General features: G+C 71.4%; 18 protein-coding genes. 13 read left to right on the top strand and 5 right to left on the bottom strand.

Going from position 1 to position 20,410, the window contains the following annotated elements:
• Positions 1-70 precede the first annotated feature (70 nt).
• Together FXF65_RS03735 and FXF65_RS03730 are read right to left on the bottom strand one after the other, a co-directional pair.
• Positions 71-592 (bottom strand): protein-tyrosine phosphatase family protein, encoded by a 522-nt coding sequence (locus FXF65_RS03735; RefSeq protein ID WP_222868355.1) that lies wholly within the window; start codon positions 590-592, stop codon positions 71-73.
• Positions 593-598: 6 nt separating this feature from the next.
• The gene (locus FXF65_RS03730) at positions 599-856 is read right to left on the bottom strand and encodes a hypothetical protein (RefSeq protein WP_148348227.1); all 258 of its coding nucleotides are present in this window, start codon (positions 854-856) and stop codon (positions 599-601) included.
• A 191-nt stretch (positions 857-1,047) separates the two neighbouring features.
• On the opposite strand from FXF65_RS03730, the gene FXF65_RS03725 reads away from it, so the two are divergent.
• Both FXF65_RS03725 and FXF65_RS03720 read left to right on the top strand, forming a co-directional pair.
• On the top strand, positions 1,048-1,908 hold the full coding sequence (locus tag FXF65_RS03725) for a S1 family peptidase (RefSeq protein WP_148348226.1): 861 nt from the start codon (positions 1,048-1,050) through the stop codon (positions 1,906-1,908).
• A 297-nt stretch (positions 1,909-2,205) separates the two neighbouring features.
• Positions 2,206-2,862 carry a DUF4232 domain-containing protein gene (locus FXF65_RS03720; RefSeq protein ID WP_148348225.1) on the top strand — a complete coding sequence of 219 codons (657 nt, stop codon included), beginning with the start codon at positions 2,206-2,208 and terminating at the stop codon, positions 2,860-2,862.
• A gap of 51 nt (positions 2,863-2,913) precedes the next feature.
• On the opposite strand, the gene FXF65_RS03715 is transcribed toward FXF65_RS03720, so the two are convergent.
• Positions 2,914-3,498 (bottom strand): Uma2 family endonuclease, encoded by a 585-nt coding sequence (locus tag FXF65_RS03715; protein WP_148348224.1) that lies wholly within the window; start codon positions 3,496-3,498, stop codon positions 2,914-2,916.
• A gap of 164 nt (positions 3,499-3,662) precedes the next feature.
• On the opposite strand from FXF65_RS03715, the gene FXF65_RS03710 reads away from it, so the two are divergent.
• From FXF65_RS03710 to cydC, 4 genes are read left to right on the top strand one after another with little or no spacing between them, the layout of a single operon-like run.
• The gene (locus tag FXF65_RS03710; RefSeq protein ID WP_148348223.1) at positions 3,663-5,078 is read left to right on the top strand and encodes a cytochrome ubiquinol oxidase subunit I; all 1,416 of its coding nucleotides are present in this window, start codon (positions 3,663-3,665) and stop codon (positions 5,076-5,078) included.
• A gap of 11 nt (positions 5,079-5,089) precedes the next feature.
• Positions 5,090-6,115, top strand: a complete 1,026-nt coding sequence (gene cydB, locus FXF65_RS03705; RefSeq protein WP_148348222.1) for a cytochrome d ubiquinol oxidase subunit II — start codon at positions 5,090-5,092, stop codon at positions 6,113-6,115.
• Complete coding sequence (gene cydD / locus FXF65_RS44370; RefSeq protein WP_222868354.1) at positions 6,112-7,767, top strand: thiol reductant ABC exporter subunit CydD; 1,656 nt, start codon at positions 6,112-6,114, stop codon at positions 7,765-7,767. Before cydB ends, cydD begins: the two co-directional genes overlap by 4 nt.
• Positions 7,764-9,500 carry a thiol reductant ABC exporter subunit CydC gene (gene cydC, locus FXF65_RS44365; protein ID WP_222868353.1) on the top strand — a complete coding sequence of 579 codons (1,737 nt, stop codon included), beginning with the start codon at positions 7,764-7,766 and terminating at the stop codon, positions 9,498-9,500. Before cydD ends, cydC begins: the two co-directional genes overlap by 4 nt.
• 15 nt (positions 9,501-9,515) lie before the next feature.
• Here cydC and FXF65_RS03695 read toward each other — a convergent pair whose 3' ends face one another.
• Positions 9,516-12,416 carry an ATP-binding protein gene (locus FXF65_RS03695; protein ID WP_148348221.1) on the bottom strand — a complete coding sequence of 967 codons (2,901 nt, stop codon included), beginning with the start codon at positions 12,414-12,416 and terminating at the stop codon, positions 9,516-9,518.
• Between the two features lie 404 nt (positions 12,417-12,820).
• Here FXF65_RS03695 and FXF65_RS03690 point away from each other — a divergent pair, with 404 nt between their 5' ends.
• From FXF65_RS03690 to FXF65_RS03660, 7 genes are all read left to right on the top strand, one after another.
• Entirely contained in the window at positions 12,821-13,252 is a 432-nt protein-coding gene (locus FXF65_RS03690; RefSeq protein WP_148348220.1) for a hypothetical protein, read from the top strand.
• 242 nt (positions 13,253-13,494) lie between these two features.
• Positions 13,495-14,427, top strand: a complete 933-nt coding sequence (locus tag FXF65_RS03685; protein WP_148348219.1) for an ABC transporter ATP-binding protein — start codon at positions 13,495-13,497, stop codon at positions 14,425-14,427.
• Positions 14,428-14,483: 56 nt separating this feature from the next.
• Entirely contained in the window at positions 14,484-15,266 is a 783-nt protein-coding gene (locus FXF65_RS03680) for an ABC transporter permease subunit (RefSeq protein ID WP_148348218.1), read from the top strand.
• 671 nt (positions 15,267-15,937) lie between these two features.
• A complete protein-coding gene (locus FXF65_RS03675; protein ID WP_148348217.1) occupies positions 15,938-16,384 on the top strand; it encodes a hypothetical protein in 447 nt (148 codons plus the stop codon).
• 78 nt (positions 16,385-16,462) lie between these two features.
• Positions 16,463-16,771 carry a hypothetical protein gene (locus FXF65_RS03670; protein WP_148348216.1) on the top strand — a complete coding sequence of 103 codons (309 nt, stop codon included), beginning with the start codon at positions 16,463-16,465 and terminating at the stop codon, positions 16,769-16,771.
• Positions 16,772-16,871: 100 nt separating this feature from the next.
• Positions 16,872-18,860 (top strand): sensor histidine kinase, encoded by a 1,989-nt coding sequence (locus FXF65_RS03665; protein ID WP_425458740.1) that lies wholly within the window; start codon positions 16,872-16,874, stop codon positions 18,858-18,860.
• Positions 18,857-19,525 (top strand): response regulator, encoded by a 669-nt coding sequence (locus FXF65_RS03660; RefSeq protein ID WP_187412067.1) that lies wholly within the window; start codon positions 18,857-18,859, stop codon positions 19,523-19,525. Before FXF65_RS03665 ends, FXF65_RS03660 begins: the two co-directional genes overlap by 4 nt.
• A 7-nt stretch (positions 19,526-19,532) precedes the next feature.
• Here the strand turns inward: FXF65_RS03660 and FXF65_RS03655 are convergent, their stop codons facing one another.
• On the bottom strand, positions 19,533-20,243 hold the full coding sequence (locus tag FXF65_RS03655; RefSeq protein ID WP_148348213.1) for an AfsR/SARP family transcriptional regulator: 711 nt from the start codon (positions 20,241-20,243) through the stop codon (positions 19,533-19,535).
• Between the last annotated feature and the right edge of the window lie 167 nt (positions 20,244-20,410).

Raw genomic sequence — 20,410 nt, 5'->3', positions numbered from 1 at the left:
GGGTACCGCGTTATGCCCCGTCCCGGGAGGAACGTTGCGGCCCGCCTTTACCGGGGGCCCGCGAACGGGCTCAGGCGTCGTCGCCCTGGGGGAGTTCGTCGAGCCCGGTCAGCAGCCGCGCGACGTCCAGTCCGGTGGTGAGGTAGTCGACGAAGAGGCCGTTGTTCAGCGCCCATTTCGACCGTCGATAGCGGACGAGGAACACCGCGTCGTCCGCCGGGTAGCCCATGCTCACAAGGCTCTGCGCGACGACGAGCCCCGACCGGTTGTAGCCGGAGTGGCAGCGGACGAGCACCCGCCGCCCGTCGCGGAGCGCGTCCACGACCGTGGCGGCGAGCGCGCACACCGCCTCGATCTGGTCGGCGGTCAGCGGCCCGTCGGGGAGGTCGGTGAAATGGTGCTCGACGTCCCCGGACGGCCCGTGCCCCTCCCGCAGGTAAAGGCTGATGACCAGGTCGAACTCGTCCGTCACGACGGCGGGGACGCGCCCGCCCGACGAGTCCGCGTAGTGGTGGCCGCCCATCCACAGCCCGGGGACGATCTCGTTCCAGGGCTGCGCGGCGTCCGGCGCCCCCCTGCCCGCGGTGCGCACCGGCCGCTACCAGATCGGCGCTTGCCGGTCGATCTCCCGCCCGAGCACGAGGACCATCTCCTCGAACGCGGCGGAGCCGTAGCGGGCGTGGAGCGCGGGATAGACGTTCTTGCGCGCGGCCTCGCTGAGCATCCAGCTCAGGTCCGTGTGCCGCGCCTCCCCGCCGCGGGCCAGCTCGTCGTGCGTCCGGCGGCTCACCCGGAGCAGCTCCGGATGCGGCGCAGACTCGGAGAGGATCATGCGCGTGGCGTCCCTGAGGTCCATGCCGGAAGTGTAGGCATCTGGGCGATCAAGGTCGATCGGTCCGGACGACTTTGCAATGCCTGCCGAATTCGCGGTGTTCGCCCTGTTCGGCCATGCCGCCCGCGACGGGGAACTCGACGCCCTAGTTAACCCTCGTTAACATCGCGCTGCTCCCTCGCACGCTCCTTATCACACCGAGAGGACCCCCCGCCATGCCAAGACGCATTCTCGGCGTGCTCGCCGCGGCCTTCCTAGGAACCGCGGCCGTGACCGCCGGGGCGTCCGCCGCGCACGCCGCTCCCGCCGCGCCCCAGGCGCCGGTCAAGCGCGCGGTCGACTTCACCGGCATCGTCGCCCTCAGCAACTGTTCCGGCTCCCTCGTGCGCGTGCCCGGCGCCGCCGACAGCGACCCGGCGCTCGTGCTCTCCAACGGCCACTGCCTGGACGGCGGCATGCCGTCCGCCGGGCAGGTCATCAAGAACCAGCCGTCCAGCCGGACGTTCAGCCTGCTCAACCCCAGCGGCTCGGGCTCCCTCGGCACGCTGCGCGCGACGTCGGTGCTGTACGGGACGATGACCGACACGGACGTCTCCCTGTACAAGCTCAGCAGCACCTACGCCCAGATCAAGCAGAGCTACAACACGCCCGCGCTGGAGTTGCAGGCGACGCACCCGACCACCGGCGCCGACCTGCGCGTCGTGTCCGGCTACTGGAAGCGCATCTACTCCTGCAAGCTGGACGGCTTCGCCTACCGCGTCCGCGAGTCCGAGTGGACCTGGAAGGACTCGCTCCGCTACACGAGCCAGTGCGACATCATCGGCGGGACGTCCGGCTCCCCGGTCATCGACGCCGGCACCGGCAAGGTCATCGGCGCGAACAACACCATCAACGAGAGCGGCCAGCGCTGCACGCTCAACAACCCCTGCGAGGTCGACGAGTCCGGCCAGGTCACGGTCCGCCCGAACATCGGCTACGGCCAGCAGACCTACACCCTGGCCCCCTGCATCGCCCCCGGCACCGTCCTGGACCTGAACCGCCCCGGGTGCACCGTCCCCAAGGGCCTGCGCCACTAACCCACACCCCCCAGCAACTAGAGCATCGGTGCCGTAGGCACAACAGAACGTCCTCGCCTCTCAGCTGAGAGGCGAGGACGTTCTGTTGTGCTACCGGAAGCCCACGAGCAACGGGACGGGCCAGGGGGTGGGTCAGGCTTGGCCGTCCGGGTCTGGCTTGATGTGCCAGAGGTGATCTCGAACCACGACGTGGGAGCGGGCATCCCAGCAGTTGCGGCACTGCCCTTCACCAGGAACGGCATGTGCGGTGTGGCCCCGGTGCTCCGCGATGCGGTGCGCTACCTCTAAGGAGTGCGAATGTCGTTCGTCAAGCCGGCCGCCGTGGCGCTGACCGTCGCTGCTGTGATGACCACCGCGGGCTGTGGGGACGGCAAGTCCGGATCCGCCGGCGCCACGCCGTCGTCATCACCCTCCGTGAGTGAGAGCACGGGTGGCGGCGCCGGGGGCGCGACAGTCGGTGCGAGCACCGCGCCGAGCCACACTGCCACCAGTGGGTCGGGCGGATCCGGGAGCGGCGACGGGGGTACGCCGGCCGCCATATCCCGATGCCGCACCGCCGGACTGAGCGCAGTCGTCACCGGCTACGACGCTGGTGCGGGGCAACGGTACGCACGCCTGGTCCTCACCAACACCTCGGGGCATTCCTGCCGGATGTACGGGTGGCCGGGGCTGGGGCTCGGCAACCAGAACGAGGGATTCGGCACGACGGTGGTCCGCACGGGCACTGCCTCCACGATCGTCCTCGCGGTCGGTGGCAAGGCGTACACGCGGTTGCACTGGGCGGCCGTTCCGGCCGACGACGAGACCGGTGCGCAGTGCGAGCCGACCGCCACCGTCCTCCAGGTGATCCCGCCGGACGAGACCGCGCCGGTCGTCGCGACATGGAGCGGCGGTCCGGTCTGCCAGCACAACCGGATCGAGACCACCGCCGCCCAAACGGGCACCGGCGCCTGACCCGGCCCCGCAGGCACGGCCCCGGCGGCCATGCCGAGGCGCGGCGGGAGGTCAGTGTTCGTGGAGGGGCTTGAGTTCTATGTCGAGCGCGAACGGCGAGGTCACGGAGATGCGGTCGTGGTGGACGCCGGTCGCGACGTACCGTCCCGTGGCGTCGTCGATCTCGTAGGTGTAGATCGCGAACGCCGGTGCGGTCTGTTCGGTCTCGACGCGCCAGAAGTGACGGATTCCCGCCTCCGCGTAGAGCTCCGGGTGCGCCCGCCGGTCCTTGCGCTTGGTGGACGGTGACACCACCTCGACGACGAGGGTGACCAGTTCGGCGTGGATCGGACGCTGGTAGGGGTCGTGGTCGGCGGAGTACACGACGATGTCGGGAGCGATCTCGACCGGCTCGGTCTCGTCGTCGTCCAGGAGAACGTCCACGTCGGTGTCGACCTGCTGGGTCGGAGGAGCGGCGTCTTCGAGCCGGGTCGCCAACCGCCGCGCGATGCGCTGATGAATCGGGCGCCGCCGGGAGCCGATGACGAGTTCTCCGTGGACGAGGCTTACGCGTACTGGGAGGTCTTCGGGGAGGGCCTCGAACTCTGCTCGAGTCCACGCGTCGCCGGAGGGGAGCGGGAGGGGCAGCGCGTGCATGGCCGGTGGGGCCTCCGGTCGAGTGGGTGCGGGCCCCGGCCAGGGTATCCGGGCATCCCCGGAGTGTTGTGAGCCACTTAACGACGTTTCGTAGTACTACGGCTTGTAGTATTTCTTACGGGTCGTAGTACTACGAGCTGTAGTAGATGGCGGAGGGGCGCGGTATGGACTCGCTCGACATCGCGCGGTGGCAGTTCGGGATCACCACCGTGTACCACTTCCTGTTCGTCCCGCTGACGATCGGGCTGTCCGCGCTCGTCGCGATCCTGGAGACCGCCTGGGTGCGGACCGGGCGTCCCCACTACATGCGGGCCGCGCGGTTCTGGGGGAAGCTCTTCCTGATCAACTTCGCGATGGGGATCGTCACGGGGATCGTGCAGGAGTTCCAGTTCGGGATGAACTGGAGCGACTACTCGCGGTTCGTCGGCGACATCTTCGGGGCGCCGCTCGCGATCGAGGGGCTGCTCGCGTTCTTCGTCGAGTCCACGTTCCTCGGGCTGTGGATCTTCGGACGGGACCGGCTGCCGAAGCGCGTGCACCTGGCGTGCATCTGGATCGTCCACGTCGGGACGCTGCTGTCGGCCTACTTCATCCTCGCCGCGAACTCCTGGATGCAGCACCCCGTCGGGTACCGGGTCGATCAGGAGTCGGGACGCGCCGTTCTTACTGATTTCTGGGCCGTCCTCACGAACTCGACGCAACTGGTCTCGTTCCCGCACACGATCACGGCCGCGTTCGTCACCGGCGGGATGTTCATGGCCGGGGTCAGCGCGTGGCACCTGGCGCGGAAGAAGGACGTCGAGGTGTTTCGGCCGTCGCTCAAGCTCGCGCTGGTGGTGACGGCGATCGCGTCCATCGGCGTGGCCGTCACCGGTGACGTGCAGGGCAAGGTCATGACCGAGCAGCAGCCGATGAAGATGGCCGCCGCCGAGGCGCTGTACAAGACGGAGCAGCCCGCGTCGTTCTCGGTGTTCACGGTCGGGACGCCGAACGGCGAGAAGGAGGTCTTCGGGATCAAGGTCCCGCGCGTGCTGTCGTTCCTCGCCACCGGCACCTTCGACGGCGAGGTGAAGGGGATCGACGACGTCCAGGCGGCGGAGGTCGCGAAGTACGGGCCCGGCGACTACCGGCCGTTCGTCCCGGTCGCGTACTGGAACTTCCGGATCATGGTCGGGGTCGGGATGCTCACCGCGCTCGTCTCGCTGGCCGGGCTGTGGCTGCTGCGGCGCGGACGGCTGCCGTCCAACCCCTGGGTGTACCGGGTCGGCATGGTGTCGCTGACGCTCCCGTTCATCGGCAACTCCGCCGGATGGATCTTCACGGAGATGGGACGCCAGCCCTGGTCGGTGTTCGGCGTGCTCAAGACGTCGGCGAGCGTGTCCCCGGGTGTGTCGGCGTCGTCGATGCTCATCTCCGTCGTCTCGCTGACCGTGCTCTACGCCGTCCTCGCGGTGATCGAGGCGGGGCTGCTGATCAAGTACGCGAAGGCCGGGCCGCCGTCCGAGGAGGAAGTCCTGCCTCCGGACGGCGATGGCGACGACACCGACGACGCCGAGCGCTCGCTCGCGTTCGCCTACTAAGGAAACCGGTCATGGAACTCACCACGGTCTGGTTCATCATCATCGCCTTCCTGTGGACGAGTTACTTCTTCCTGGAGGGCTTCGACTTCGGCGTCGGCATGCTGCTGCCCGTCCTCGGACGGGACGACACCGAGCGCCGCGTCGTCATCAACACGATCGGCCCCGTCTGGGACGGCAACGAGGTCTGGTTCATCGTCGCGGGCGCCGCGATGTTCGCCGCGTTCCCCGAGTGGTACGCGACGTTGTTCAGCGGGTTCTACCTGCCGCTGCTGGCGATCCTGCTGGCGTTGATCATCCGGGGTGTCGCGTTCGAGTACCGGGGCAAGCGGGACGATCCGCGCTGGCGCGCCCGCTGGGACAGGGCGATCTTCGTCGGCAGCCTCGTCCCCGCGTTCGTGTGGGGCGTGGCGTTCGCGAACATCGTCCGGGGGGTGCCGCTGGATGCGCGGCACGAGTACGCCGGGACGCTCGCCGACCTCCTCGGCCCGTACGCGCTGCTCGGCGGGCTGACGACGACGGCGCTGTTCGTCCTGCACGGGGCGGTGTTCCTGGCGCTGAAGACGTCCGGCGGGATCCGGTTCCGGGCGCGGCGTGTGGCGGGGCTCGCGGCGGTCGCGGCCATCGCGTCCGGCGGGACGTTCCTGCTGATCACCCAGTTCCAGCACGGCAAGCCGGTCACCTGGCTGACGGTCGCGGGCGCGGCGGGCGGCCTCGTGCTCGCCGCCGTCGCGAACCGGCGCGGGCGCGAGGGCTGGGCGTTCATCGGGACGGGCGCCGCCATCGTGCTCGCCGTCGCGACCCTGTTCATCGCGCTCTTCCCGGACGTGATGCCGTCCACCACGGTCGCCGCGCACAGCCTGACCACGGAGAACGCCTCCTCGTCCCCCTACACCCTCAAGATCATGACGTGGGTCGCGGCGGTGTTCACCCCGATCGTGATGATCTACCAGGGCTGGACGTACTGGGTGTTCCGGAGGCGGATAGGGACGGCGCAGATCCCGGCCCGCGGGACCCGGAAGGCGGAGCCGGTCCGATGAAGCCGCTCGACCCGAGGCTGCTCAAGCACGCGCGGACGACGCGGGTCTTCCTTGTCGCGTCCGTTGTGCTCGGCACCGCCACCGCCGGGCTGATCATCGCGCAGGCGACGCTGCTCGCGGACATGCTCAGCCGCGCGTTCCTCGGCGGCGCGTCGCTCTCCGACCTGCGGGCCCCGCTGTTCCTGCTGCTCGCGGTCGTCGTCGGCCGGTCGCTCGTCGCCTGGTCGCAGGAGGTCGCGGCGCACCGGTCGTCCGCCGCCGTGAAGTCGCAGCTGCGCGGGCGGCTGCTCGCGCACGCGCTGCGGCTCGGGCCGCGCTGGCTGTCCGGCGAGCGCAGCGGCGAGCTGGCGACCCTCGCCACCCGCGGGATCGACGCGCTGGACGACTACTTCTCCCGCTACCTGCCGCAGCTCGTCCTCGCGGTGATCGTCCCGGTGGCGGTGGGCGCGCGGATCCTGCTGGGCGACTGGCTGTCCGCCGTGACGATCGCGGCGACGCTGCCGCTCATCCCCGTCTTCGCGATCCTGGTCGGGCTCACCACGCAGCGGAGGATGGACCGGCAGTGGCGGGTCCTGTCGGTCCTCGCCGCCCATTTCCTGGACGTCGTCGCCGGCCTCCCCACGTTGAAGGTCTTCGGCCGGGCGCGGGCGCAGGCGGACCGGATCCGCGAGATCACCGACCGGCACCGGCGGGCGACGATGTCGACGCTGCGGATCGCGTTCCTGTCGGCGCTGGTCCTGGAGCTGCTGTCGACGCTGTCGGTGGCGCTCGTCGCCGTGTCCATCGGACTGCGGCTGGTGGACGGCGGGCTCAGCCTTGAGACGGCGCTGCTCGTCCTGATCCTGGCGCCGGAGGCGTACCTGCCGTTGCGCCAGGTCGGCGCGCAGTACCACGCGAGCGTCGAGGGCCTCACCGCCGCCGCCCGGATCTTCGAGGTCATCGAGACACCGGCGCCGGACGCGGGCACGCGGACCGACGTCCCCGACCTGGCGCACGCCACGCTCCGCCTGGAGGGCGTGACCGTCGCCTACGAGGGCCGTGACGCGCCCGCGCTCGACGGCTTCTCGCTGACCGTCCATCCGGGGGAGACGGTCGCGCTGACCGGGCCGAGCGGGGCCGGGAAGTCGACGGCGCTCGCCGTGCTGCTCGGGTTCGTCCGTCCTGATTCGGGACGGGTGCTGGTCGACTGGGACGCGCTCGACTCCTTCGACCCGGACGCCTGGCGGTCGCGGATCGCCTGGGTTCCGCAGCGTCCGCACCTGTTCGCCGGGACGGTCGCCGCGAACATCCGGCTCGGCCGTCCGGACGCGTCGGACGCCGACGTGCGCGAGGCGGCGCGGGCGGCGAACGCGCTGGAATTCGTCGACGCGCTCCCCGCGGGCTTCGACACCGTGCTCGGCGAAGGCGGCCACGGCCTCTCCGCCGGACAGCGCCAGCGCGTCGCCCTGGCCCGCGCCTTCCTCCGCGACGCGCCGCTCCTGCTGCTGGACGAGCCGACCTCGAACCTCGACGCGGCGAGCGAGGCGGCCGTGATCGACGCGGTGCGGCGGCTCGCCTGCGGGCGGACGGTCGTCCTGGCGGCGCATCGTCCGACGCTCATGGGCTTGGCGGACCGGGTCGTCCACATCGAACCGGCGGGGGTGCTGACATGATTCTCCGGCTGATCCGGTTCGCGCGTCCCGCGCGGTGGCGGCTCGCGGTCGCGGTCGTTTTCGGCGCGTTGGCGCTGGGCAGCGGGGTCGGGCTGATGGCGACGTCCGCCTGGCTGATCTCGCGGGCGGCGCAGCATCCGCCGGTGCTGATGCTGATGGTGGCGATCGTGGCCGTCCGCGCCTTCGGTCTGGGACGCGGCGTGTTCCGCTACGTGGAGCGCCTCACCGGGCACGACGCGACGTTCCGGATCCTGGCCGACCTGCGGGCCCGCGTGTACGAACGGCTGGAACGGCTCGCGCCCGGCGGCCTGCCCGCCTTCCGTAGCGGCGACCTGCTGAACCGTCTCGTCGCTGATGTGGACGCCGTGCAGGACCTTTTCCTTCGCGTACTCCTTCCATGCACGGTCGCGGCAGTCGTGGGCGGTGCATCGGTTGGGGTGGCCTGGGCGTTGCTCCCGTCCGCTGGGGTCGTCCTCCTGTTGGCCTTGCTGGTCGCAGGTGTCGTGGCCCCTTGGCTGTCGGCGGTGATGGCGCGCCGTACCGAACGCCAAACGACCGAACTCCGCGCCGAATTGACGGCCCACGTGGTCGACACCCTCCAAGGCGCACCCGAACTGATCGCCTATGGCGCCGCCCCTGGACACCTCGCCGAGGCAACACGAATCGACCGGGATTTCACCCGCGCCTCCGCCCGTTCCGCCACGACCGCTGGAGTAGGCGCAGCCATTTCGGCTCTCGCTGGCGGTCTGGCTGTGTGGGGCAGCCTCGCCGTGGGCGTCCCGGCCGTCCGCGCGGGGACGCTGGACGGCGTACTGCTGGCAGTGGTCGTCCTGCTGCCGCTGGCCGCATTCGAGGTCGTAGCCGGGTTGCCCTTGGCCGCGCAGTACTTGGAACGGGTTCGACGCTCGGCGGCTCGCGTCTTCGCCGTCCTGGACAGCCCCGAGCCAGTCCGCGACCCAGAAGACCCCGCTCCGCCGCCCTCAGCTCCGTACACCCTCAAAGTCGAAAACCTGAGCGCCCGTTGGTCCGCCGAAGCGCCCTACGCGCTCAACCACATTTCCCTTGACCTGACACCAGGACGCCGTTGCGCAATCGTCGGCCCGAGCGGCTCAGGCAAGACAACCCTGACCGCTGTCCTTCTCCGCTTCCTGGAGTCTTCTGGCGGCACGGCAACGCTGAACGGCATCGACCTCCGCGCTCTATCCGGTGACGACGTTCGCCGCGTAATCGGCCTCTGTGCCCAGGACGCCCACCTGTTCGACTCGACGATCGGTGAGAACATCCGTTTGGCCCGTCCGTCCGCCACTGAGGACGAACTCCGCGACGCCCTCCGCCGCGCTCGCCTGCTCGACTGGATCGACTCCCTGCCCCAGGGCCTGGACACCCGAGTCGGCGAACACGGCGCGCAGGTATCCGGCGGCCAGCGCCAACGCATAGCCCTGGCGCGCGCCCTCCTGGCGGACTTCCCGATCCTTCTCCTCGACGAGCCCGCCGAACACCTCGACCTGCCGACCGCCGACGCCCTGACAGCAGACCTGCTGACCGCCACAGAGGGACGCACAACCCTGCTGGTCACTCACCGCCTGACCGGCCTGGACGCCGTGGACGAAATCATCGTCCTGGACGAGGGCCGCATCACCGACCGAGGCACCCACGCCGACCTGATCGCACGCCCCGGCCTCTACCAGTCCCTCTGGCACCGCGAACACCTCGTCCCCGCGACACCGCTCTGACCCACCGCGGCGATGTCAGTCCGTTCTGGACAGGGACGCGGTGACGCCGGTGCGGGAGGTGACGCCGAGTTTGGCGAAGATGTGGCTGAGGTGGCCCTCCACGGCGCGCACGCTGATGACGAGCGACTCGGCGATCTGCAGGTTCGTCCTGCCCTCCGCGACCAGGGTCGCCACCTCCAGCTCGCGCGGGGACAACCCGTACGGGGCGGCGTCCCAGCCGGGCGGCGCGGGGACCGGGACGCCGTGCCGGCGCAGTTCCTTGACGACCCGCCGGTGGAGGCGGCGGGCGCCGCACGCGCCGAGCCTCTCCGCGGCCTCTTCGAGCGCCTCCCGCGCGGCGCCGAGGTCGTCGGCCCGCGCGGCGGCGACGCCCGCGGCGAGCAGCGCCCGGCCGGTGTCGAGCCGCCAGTCCGCCCCGGCGAGCGACTCGGCCGCCTCGCGCGCCTTCGCCGCGGCCGAGCGGGGATCGGCGTGCTCCAGGGCGTGCGCGCGGGCCAGGGCGGCGAGCCCGACCGTGCCCGGCAGGCCGGGGTGGGCGCGCCGCTCGGCGTCGGCGGCCCAGCGCGCCGCCTCCTCGTGGTGCCCGCTCGCCGCCTCCAGCGCGGCCAGCCGCTCGGCGCAGCGCAGCAGCGTGCTCGGGTCGGAGACGCGAGGCCCGCCGGTGGAGTTGCACGCGGCGAGGAGCCGCTCCCGCGCCTCGTCCGGCCGGTCCGCGTCGGCCAGCGCCAGGCCGTAGGCGTAGTCGGCCTGCCCGCTCACCCATTCGCGGTTCCCGCCCGACGATCGGATCGCCTCCCTGCCGCCGGCGAGCGCCGCCTTGACGTCGCCCGTCCAGTGATCGACGAGACACTGCTCGGTGTAGACGAAGGCCGACTGGTGGGACGAGCCGAGCAGCCAGGCCGACTCGACGGCCTCCCTGACGGTGCGGGCCGCGTCGTCCAGCCTGCCGAGCCCGACATAGGCTCGCGTCTTCCCGGAGAGCGCCACCGGGATGATGTACTGCCGGCCGGTGCCCCGCGCGACGGCCATCAGCCGGTCGAACCGGCGGACCGCGCCCGCGTGCAGGCCCATCAGGCATTCGGTCCAGGCGAGCCAGGCCAGGGAGTCCAGGCAGTCGACGAGATCCTCGTCCGGGGTCGCGGCCACGGCCTCGTCCGCGGCCCGCACGCCCGCGAGGGCCGCGTCGACGTCGCCGCTCACGTAGGCGGCCATCGGCCGGATCGCCTTCAGGGCGAGGGCCAGGCTCGGGGGCCAGCCGCTGCGCATGTCCGGGACCCGGTCGATCTCGCCCATGGCCGTCCGGCGGTCGAGCCCGAGCAGGGTGTCGCTGATCAGCCGCACCCGCAGCCGGACCGCCGCCTCGGACCCCTGGTCGGGGATCGCCGCCAGCTCGTGGACGAGCAGGGCGCGCCCCTGCTCCACGCTGCCCAGCAGCCGGTGCGCGATGGCGCAGAACCGGACGGCGACCGACCGGCGGTCGTAGTCGTCGGCGGGGAGCAGCCCGAGTAACTCGGTGGCGGTCTTCCGGCCGTCCTCCATGCGTCCGATGACGGACTGGAGTTCGGCGAGCTCCAGCATGAGCGTCAGCCGTTCGGGCTCGTCATGCGGCATGAGCCGCAGCGCGGACGCGAACCATCCGGCGGCCGTGTGCGGGGCCTGGAGGGCCACGGTGCGGGCGGCGTCGACGAGCGTGCCGACGGCGGCGCGGTCGCCCCGGGTCGCCGAACGTTCGACGTGGTGGGCGAGCTGCGCGGCGGGAGCGCCGAGCGCGGCGAGGTGGGCGCCGACTCGTCCGTGCGCCGCAGACCGCCGGCCGGGCGGGGTGGAGCCGTAGATGACGTGGCGGATCAGCGGATGGCGGAACCGGAACCGGAGGCCGCCCGCGGCCTGCCGGACGACGTCGCGGGCGACGAGCCGGTCGAGCGCGGTGAGGGTCTCCTCCGCGGTGGTGCCCGCGGCCACGGCGACGAGGGCGGGCTCGAACTCGTCGGCGACGATCGCGGCCGCCTGCGCGACCAGGGAAGACGAGTCCGACAGCCCGTTCAGCTCCGCCTGGATCGTGGTCTGGACGTCATGGGGAGGCTCGTCGTGCTCGTTGCGCTCCCCGGCCGATGTCATCCGGACCAGCGCGTCGAGGTAGAAGGGATTGCCGCCGCTGGCCTTGTACAGCGCCTCGCAGCGCGTGCGGGCGACGTCCGGTCCGAGGAGTTCGACCACCTCGTCGAGGGTGAGCGGCGCGACGGTGATGCTCGGCCCGTGCTCGGCCGCGCTGCGGAGCGGAGCCGCCAGCGCGGACCCCACCTGGGCGGGCCGGTACGCGACGGCGATGAGCACCCCCATGTGCGGAGGGTGGCGGACGAGGTGGTTCAGCAGTTCCACGGAGGAAGCGTCGGCCCAGTGCATGTCGTCGAGGGCGAGGACGAGACCGCCCCGCAGGGCCAGCCGCTCGATGAGATCGCGGACGGCGCTGTAGAGCCGGTAGCGCACGAGCCCGGCCGGACCGCCCTGGTCGTCGGCGGCTTCGTCGGCGGCTTCGTCGCCGGGACCGCTCGCCGCCGCCATCGCCGGGAACGCCATCGCGAGCTGGCCCACGACGCCCGGACGGAGTTCGGAGACGAGTTCGGGGAGGTTCTCCTCGATCGCGTCGTCCAAGGCGTCGATGAACACACCGAAGGGCATTTCCTGCTCGAACTCGGAGGCCGTTCCGGACATCACCGGCAGCCCTCGCGCGGAGGCCGCGGCGGTGAGCTCGCCCAGCAGCCGGGTCTTGCCCGCGCCCGGTTCCCCGGCCAGCGTGAGAACGTGGAATTCGCCGTCGGCGGAGCCGCCCACTACCTCGCGCATCGTGCGGAGGGCGTCCTTCTGCCCTACCAGCGGCCGCCGTGGACACGCGGATTCCCGAGCCGGTTTCCACATCGGTGACCCTCACTGTCGGCTCGTCTTCGTCGGTCAGGGCGGAGTCTCCAACTCGCCACGTTACTCGACGGTGAACACCCGTTATCGGCCGCGCCGGAGAAGACGCTCGTGCTCTGATCACGGGCAATGCGCCCGACGTTGTCGAATGGAGCGTTCCCGTCCGGGATTTCACGGCGGGTGGACGTGGGGTGCGGCCCTCGGCGGGCCGATATCGGCCAATTTCGTGATCGAGTTCGCCGGATCGGGAAAACGGTTCCGACCCGCTCGCGAGACAGCGCGGAGATGCCGCGACCCGTCCAGGCGACGGACGTGAGACGCCGCGAAGACAGCGCGCTGTTTGAGTTCCTTCCATGGTCCAGATCGGGCTTTGGCGGCCGAACCGCCGCCAACGGAAAGGAGCACGCATGAGCAAGAGTTCTCTCGCCGCGCGGACGGCAGGGGTGACGCTGGCGGCCGCGCTCGGCCTGGGTGTGGCCGGTCCGGCCGCCTCCGCCGCCACGGTCCAGGGCGCCCGCACCCCCGCCGCGGTCCAGCAGGTCGGCGCACCGGCGGCCGCGGTCCCGGCCGCGCCGCAGAGTTCGCCGGTCACGCCCGCCCAGCAGGCCGAACTCCAGCGGGCCATCGCCGCCGGGCAGGCGCCCGTCTGGCTCAACCGGGTGATCAAGGAGCTCAAGAAGCGGTTCGCCACTTACCTGGCGCTGAAGAGGGCGGCCAAGAAGGGCTTCGGCACCTTCAAGATGACCTGGAACAAGCGGGTGTCCAAGTACATCAAGAAGCTCGTCGGGACTGGCCTCAGGCTGCGCTTGGTATACACCTACTTCCGCGCGGCCCGCTAACGGGCGGTCTTTCCCTGATTTTCTCCTGACTCTCCTCCTAGCCGACATCGACCACCGGATGGGGCGCCCCTCCCGAGGGCGCCCCATCCGGTGCTTTCTCCACCCGGAGATGGACTCCTCCGCCATCCCCGGATCGAGCCGATGCCCATTCCAGCGGAGGAAGCGATCGACCTCCCGCGAATGGTCGACTGACACGACGAGCGGGCGTCCGGGTGACCGAGGCCCGCGGAAGGGACGCGATCTTGATCATTGTCGAAGGGCTGACCAAACGATTCGGGAAGCGGACGGCGGTGGACGGGCTGTCCTTCGCCGTCCGTCCCGGAGTGGTGACCGGCTTTCTCGGGCCGAACGGCGCGGGAAAGTCGACGACGATGCGGATGATCGTCGGCCTGGACCGTCCCGCCGCCGGTTCGGTCCTGGTCGACGGCAGGCCGTACGCCGAGCTCGACGCGCCGCTGCGCACTGTCGGCGCCCTGCTGGACGCTGGCTGGGCCCGGTCGCGGAACTCGGCGCGCACGCATCTGCGCTGGGTCGCGAGCCTGAACGGGATATCACGGGAGCGAGTGGAGGAACTGCTCCGGCTGGTCGGCCTCCGGGAGGTCGCGGGCCAGCGGGTCGGCACGCTCTCCCTCGGGATGCGGCAGCGGCTCGGCATGGCGATGGCGCTGCTGGGCGACCCCCGGATCCTGCTGTTCGACGAGCCGATGAACGGCCTCGACCCGGAGGGGATCCACTGGGTCAGGGGACTCCTGCGGGGGTTCGCGGCCGAGGGCCGGACCGTGCTCGTCTCCAGCCACCTCCTGTCGGAAATGGCGATCACCGCCGACGAGGTCGTCGTCATCGGCGCCGGACGGCTCATCACCAGCGGCTCGACCCGCGACTTCATCGAGCGCACCACCCGGGCCGCGGTGCTGGTTCGCACACCCGGCGGGGCGCGCCTCACCGAGACGCTCCGGCGGGCGGGACACCAGGTCGACCTGCGACCGGACGGAACCCTGGCCGTCACCGGAACCACCGCGGCACGGGTCGGCGAACTCGCCGCCGAGTGCGGTGAGGTGCTGCACGAACTGCGCACCGATCACGGCTCCCTGGAGGAGGCGTTCATGCGAACGACCTACGACGCCGTCGAATACCGCGCGACGACCGCCGCGCCCGCGTCCGAGAGCACCCAATGACCACCTCGCCGGAAAGACCAACAAGAACCACGACAGAAGACGCGCCGAGAAGCGCGGTGAGGGGTGTGGAGGGCGGGGGCACGAGCGGTCCGGCGGGCGGGGGGCTGAAGGGGGCGGCCGCGGCGGAGTGGGTTCGGCTGGTGCACAGCGGGTCGACCTGGTGGGGGCTCGGCGTGTCAGGTGCGCTCGCCCTCGGGGTGGCGGCGCTGACGGCCCGGGTCGCGCCGGGGGACGAGGAGCCCGCGACCGTCGCCGACGCCGTTTCGGGGACGCTGTTCGGCCAACTGATCCTGCTGGTGCTGGCGGTGCTCGCGATGACCTCCGAGCACCGGTCCGGCACCATCCGGCTGGCCTTCCAGGCGATCCAGGGCCGCTGGCAGGTGGTGGCCGCCAAGGCCGCGGTCCTCGGCGGCGCGGGCGGCGCGGTCGGGCTCGTGTACGGTTTCGCCGCCGTCGGGCTGGGGTCGCTGCTGGCGCCGGCCGGGCTCGACCTGGCCCCCGACACCGCCACGGAATGGCGGCAGGTGGCGAGTCTCGGCCTGATCTACGCGGTCACCGCCGTGATCGGCGTCGCCATCGGGACACTGGTGCGCACCAGCGCAGGCGGGGTCAGCGCGGCGCTGGTCTGGATCCTGGTGCTGGAGAGCGCGGTCGGTCTGGTCCCCCGCGTCGGGGACGCGATGGCCCGCTGGATGCCCTTCAGCGTGCTCGTGTCCCTCACCGACTCCGCGAAGATCGACAAGCCGTTCGGCGCCGTCGGCGCCGCCGTGTACTGCTCCGCCGTGGCGGTGGCCGTCCTCGCCCTCGCCCTAGCGGTAGTGCGCAAACGAAAACTGTGACCCCCAGAAGCGTGGCAGGGACTTAGGACGAGGTCTCAAGCCGAAATCCGAACGCCGACGCCGCTAAAGCGGTAACGACGTCTCCACCTAGGCGGTTTCACGACCCCGGGCCGGTGATGTCGCGTCCGATTTGGCGTCCTTTTTCGGCATCGCTCGATGGATTCGCCATTGTCCGTGGCGACGGAGGCCGGGCCCGGTCAGGGCCCGGCCTCTGGCTTTTCCGAAACCGGGAACCCCTGACGCCCGCACCTGAGCCGGTAACGACCCCAGCCGCCGCCGCTTGAGTTCGACCTTGTGCTTTTGCAGGTGAGCGATGCCTTCTCCGCCCTGGGGTCGACCTCCTGCACTGCCCGCCGGCTGAGTCACATCGGTTCCGCTGAAGGATGCGCCCGGTCCCGTCCCCGGGGTTTACTCGAAGCAATCCCAGGAAGGGGTCGATGTGACAGGCGGAAAAATATTCGTTACGCGCTCCTCCTGCGATGACGACGCCGCGGAGACGTCCCCGAGACGACTCCCGGGATGCGCGAGAGATCATGAGGAGACGGCGCCATTGGTGTGCTTGTACCCGCAACTCAAAGCGGGTTGCAGCGGGCATTGCCCGCTAATGGAAGGAAGCACTTCCAATGAACAGAAGGCGTCTCGCTCACCATGCGGTGGGCACCGGTCTGGCGGTGACGCTCGGCCTGGGAATCGCCGCCCCCGCCGCCACCGCGGAGGCCGCGTCCCCCGCCCGACCCGTCACACGTACGGCCACCATGCAGCAGGTCGGCACCACCAATGGGGCACCGACGCAGGCGGCGCCGACGCAGAGCGCGCCGGTGCAGGGCCGTCCGAGCGCTCCCGTCGGCGGCGGCCAGCGCTCGGATGCCCAACTCCAGCAGGATGTGGCCAAGCGCGGCTGGAAGTGGTCCGCCGTCAAGAAGGGCTGGAAGTACCTCAAGAAGAAGCTCTCCAAGAAGCAGCTCTCCAAGCTGAAGAATGCCGCGAAACGCGGCAAGGCCGCTTTCAAGCGCGAGTGGAAGAAGGCCCCTTGGACCGTCCGGTTGACGGTCAAGGCGATGTTCTTCTTCGCCGATCCCATCGACGTGCTGATGTGGATCTTCAACCACTGGGCGTGACACCCATCCGGGCGGCCGGCATGACGTCGGCCGCCCGGCCGGTGGAACGGCGAGCGAACGACCACGATTGGAATGCGGATGTCATCGAATGACTCGGTGCGAAGAAGCGCCGCCAATGACAGAAGTCGCGGCGAGCCGAAAACGCTCGTCTGGGCATGGGTGCTGGTGGTGATCGGTAATTCGATCATGCGGCATTTCGACGGTCGCGGGCCGGGCTGGGCAGGGCTCGTGCTGGGCGCCGTCGGAGTCGTGGCCCTGCCGTACTCCCTGGTGCTGGGGATGCGGACCACGAGCGGCGCCGTCGCGCGAATCGCGGTCCTGGCCTTCCATCTGGCCGCCTTCGGCAGCTTCTTCTACTTCGCCGCCACTTCAAATCTCTGGCATTGACTCGGCGGACCGCCTCCGGACCGAGCTCGGAAATGCCCGCCCACGGATGGGCGCGTCCGTCCATTGACAGCATCGAGCGGAACGGGATTAGAGTCACAAAGTGCTCTCGTTAGTCGGGTTGACACGACATCGGCCACGTGTGAACGACGTCGTGCTGCCCCTGGCCCTTCTGGCGGCTCAGCTCGTCGCGGGCCAGGTCGTGGCGGCGATCCTCGAAGAGCCCTTCGGCGCGCGGGAACGGACGCTCGGCCTGCTCGCGGGCGCGGTCGTGGCGGTGGCGCTGTGCCTGCGCCGGGAGCATCCGGCGGCGGTGCTCGGCCTGGCGGTGGCGATCGCGGCCGCGGCCGATCTGGCTCTCCCGTCCGCCGCCGGCGCCCCCGTGCTCTGGGCGGCCGACCTGGTGGCGCTCTACTCGCTGGCCGTGCATCGTCCGGCCAGGACGGCCGTGACCGGCGGCGCGCTGGCTCTCACGGCCGGTGCCCTCGTCACCGCCGTGACGCCGAACTCGCCGCTGGAGGCGCTGGCCACCACCGTGATGATGACCGCCTGCTACACGGCCGTCATCGCCTTCGGGCAACTGCGGCGGCAACAGCTGGAAGTGCGGCGGCTGCTCGCCGAACGGCTGGCCGCGGCCGAGCGGGAACGGCTGCTGCTGGCCGCGGCCGAGCGGGAGCGGCTGGCCCGCGACCTGCACGATGTCGCGGGTCACCACCTCAGCGCCGTCACCGTGCACGCGACCGCCGCGCTCCGCCTCGCCGAGCGGCGTCCCGAGATGGTCGCCGAGGCCCTCGCCGTCGCCGTCGGCACCGGACGGGAGGTCCTGGCCGCGCTCAACCGGCTGGTGGACGTCGTGGGCCGATCGTCCGACCGGCCCCCGGACGCCGACCTGCGGGCGGCCGTCTCGCCGCTGTGCACCGGGCTGGCCCGGCTCGGCGTCCCGGTGTCGGTCGCGGTGTCCGGCGAGTCGCGCGCGCTGCCCGGCGAGACCGTCGCCGCCGCCTACGGCGTGGTCCAGGAGTCGCTCACGAACGCGATGCGGCACGCGATGGGGGCGCCGGTCACCGTTCGCATCGAGTACCGTCCCGGCGCGCTCGACGTGCTCGTGCGCAACGAGAAGGGCGGCGCCTGGGCCGACGGCACGGAGCTGAGCGGGGGCCGCGGGGTGGAGGGCATGCGGACCCGGGCGGCCGAGGCGGGCGGCACGCTGCGGGCGGGCCCCACGGCGGACGGCGGCTGGTCGGTCCACGCGGTGTTCCCCGCGCCGGTCCGCGTGCGCCGCGAGCTCGGCTGGCCCGAACTGGTGGACGTGATGGCGGTGGCCCTGTCCGTCGGGCTGCCGCTGCTCGCGGTCACCCCGCCTGACCCGGTCGTGTACGCCACTCCGGTCGGCCTCACCGTCCTGTTCGGGCTGCTGTCGGCGCACGCGCTCGTGCTGTTGTGGCGGCGGACGGCCCCGGTGGCGACCATGGCGGGCCTGGCCGGCGTCGACGTCCTCTGGGCCGGGCTGACCCTGACCGGGGTGATCACCCCGGGCTGGCTCACGGCGCTGGCGCTGGCGTGGACCGCGGAGGCGATCGCCGTGTACTCGCTGGCCGTCTACGGGCCGTCGGCGACCTCGGGCCTGCTGGGCGTGGCCGCGACCGGTGCGGTGGCGGGTCTGCTCGCGGGGGCGGGCTTCGCCGCCGATCCGGCGGAGGCGCCGTTCACCGCCGGGGACGTCGTCTCCGGCCTCGTGTTCTTCGGGGCGCCCGCCGCCTCCGTCATGCTGCCATTCTGGACGTGGGGCGCCGCAGTCAGGTCCAGGCGGAGCCGGGGCAGAGAATGGGAGCGATCGATGGCGGAAGCGGTGGCGGCGCACACCGACCACGTCGTGCGGGCCGAGCGGTACCAGGTCGCCGCCGGGTTACGGGAGGCGGTCTTCGACCACACCGTCCGGCTGGTGCGCACCGGCGAGTCGGCGCTGGACGGCGGTCCGGCGCACGACCGGCACGCCGCGCTGACCGTCGTGGCCGCAGAGGCGCGGGCGGCGCTGGCGGGCATGCGCGAACTGCTGGAGACGATGGAGTCGGCGGCGGGGGCCCGGCCGTGACGATCCGCGTGCTCGTGGCCGACGACCAGCCCGTCGTGCGGGTGGGATTCGCCGCGATCATCGACGAGGAGCCCGATCTGACGGTCGTCGGGCAGGCGGGGGACGGGGCCGAGGTCCTGCGGACGGTCGCCGGCTGCCGTCCGGACGTCGTCCTCATGGACATCAGGATGCCCGGCATGGACGGGCTGGCGGCCACCCGCGCGCTGGCCGAGGCGGCGCCCTCGACCCGGGTGCTGGTGCTCACGACGTTCCGGCGCGACGAATACGTGTTCGGCGCCCTGCGCGCAGGCGCCTCCGGCTTCCTCCTCAAGGACTGCGATCCGCAGGACCTCCTCGACGCGATCCGTACCGTGGCGGGCGGCGAGGCGATGCTGGCCCCGGCGGTGACCCGCCAGTTGATCGACGCGTTCGTCGCGGGCTCGGTCGGCGCGCGGCCCCGCCCGGACGAGCGCCTCGGGCTGCTCACGGGCCGGGAGGTCGACGTCCTGCGCAACCTGGCGCGGGGCCTCAACAACGCCGAGATCGCCGCCGTGCTGGGCATCGGCACCGCGACGGTGAAGACCCACGTCAACGCGATCTTCGGCAAGCTCGGCCTCCGGGACCGCGTCCAGGCCACGATCTTCGCCTACGACATGGGCCTCGCCGGACCCGGCGGGAGCGGCTGACGTGCGGTCAGTGCAGGTCGGAGACCAGTTCCTGGAGGGCGGGACCCGGCTCCACGCCCAGCTCCCGCCGCACCACGGTGCCGTAGTCGAGGAAGGTGCGGTAGGCGGTGACCGTGTCGCCGCGCCGCAGATGCGCCTGGACGAGGACGCGCGGCGGGATCTCGGCGAGGTCGTCCACCTGCGTCCCGAGCGTGGCCAGGATGATGGCGTTCTCCGTGTCGCCGAGCTCCAGCGCCGTCGTGGCCAGCCTTTCGAGGGCGAGCAGGCGAAGCCGGTTCCACCGGTCCCGTTCGCTGAGGACCTCCTCGTCGTAGCCGTCGCGGAGCAGCTCGGTGCCCAGCAGGCGCACGATCACCGGGTCGATGTCGTGCAGGCCGCCCGGGTCGACGTGGACGATGTGCTGGGCCAGGCTCTTGGCCGCGTGGTAGTCGACGGTCACGTCCTCGGCCAGCCGCAGCGAGTCCGCGCCGATGACGAGCATGGACCGCGCTTCCGGCCGCATGCGCCAGAGCAGTTGCCGCAGCCGCTTGGCGGAGCCGACCGGGTCCAGGTCGGGCCAGAGGCGCGCGGCGATGACCTGCCGCGACAGGCTGCCGGTCTCCAGCGCGAGGTGGATGATCAATCTGCTGACGGTCTCCTCCGCACCGATCTCACGGCCCGCCGGACGGCACGCGAAATGGGGGAGGAGTTGGATCGTGACTTCGTCGGGATCGTGCATGCTCAGCCTTCCTGCCGTCGCGGTCGATCGATCTCCACGGCGCGGGGCTACCGGCGTCGAACGCTGCTACCCGCCGGTCCTCTGAGAATGTCATCCGAACGCACACCTCCGCCACAGTGAATCCCGTCCGCCACTCACCCCTTCCATCCCACCTGCACGAACGCCAC

Source organism: Actinomadura syzygii, assembly GCF_008085905.1.
Lineage (GTDB): Bacteria > Actinomycetota > Actinomycetes > Streptosporangiales > Streptosporangiaceae > Spirillospora > Spirillospora syzygii.
This window is presented reverse-complemented; position numbering and strand designations above follow the sequence as displayed.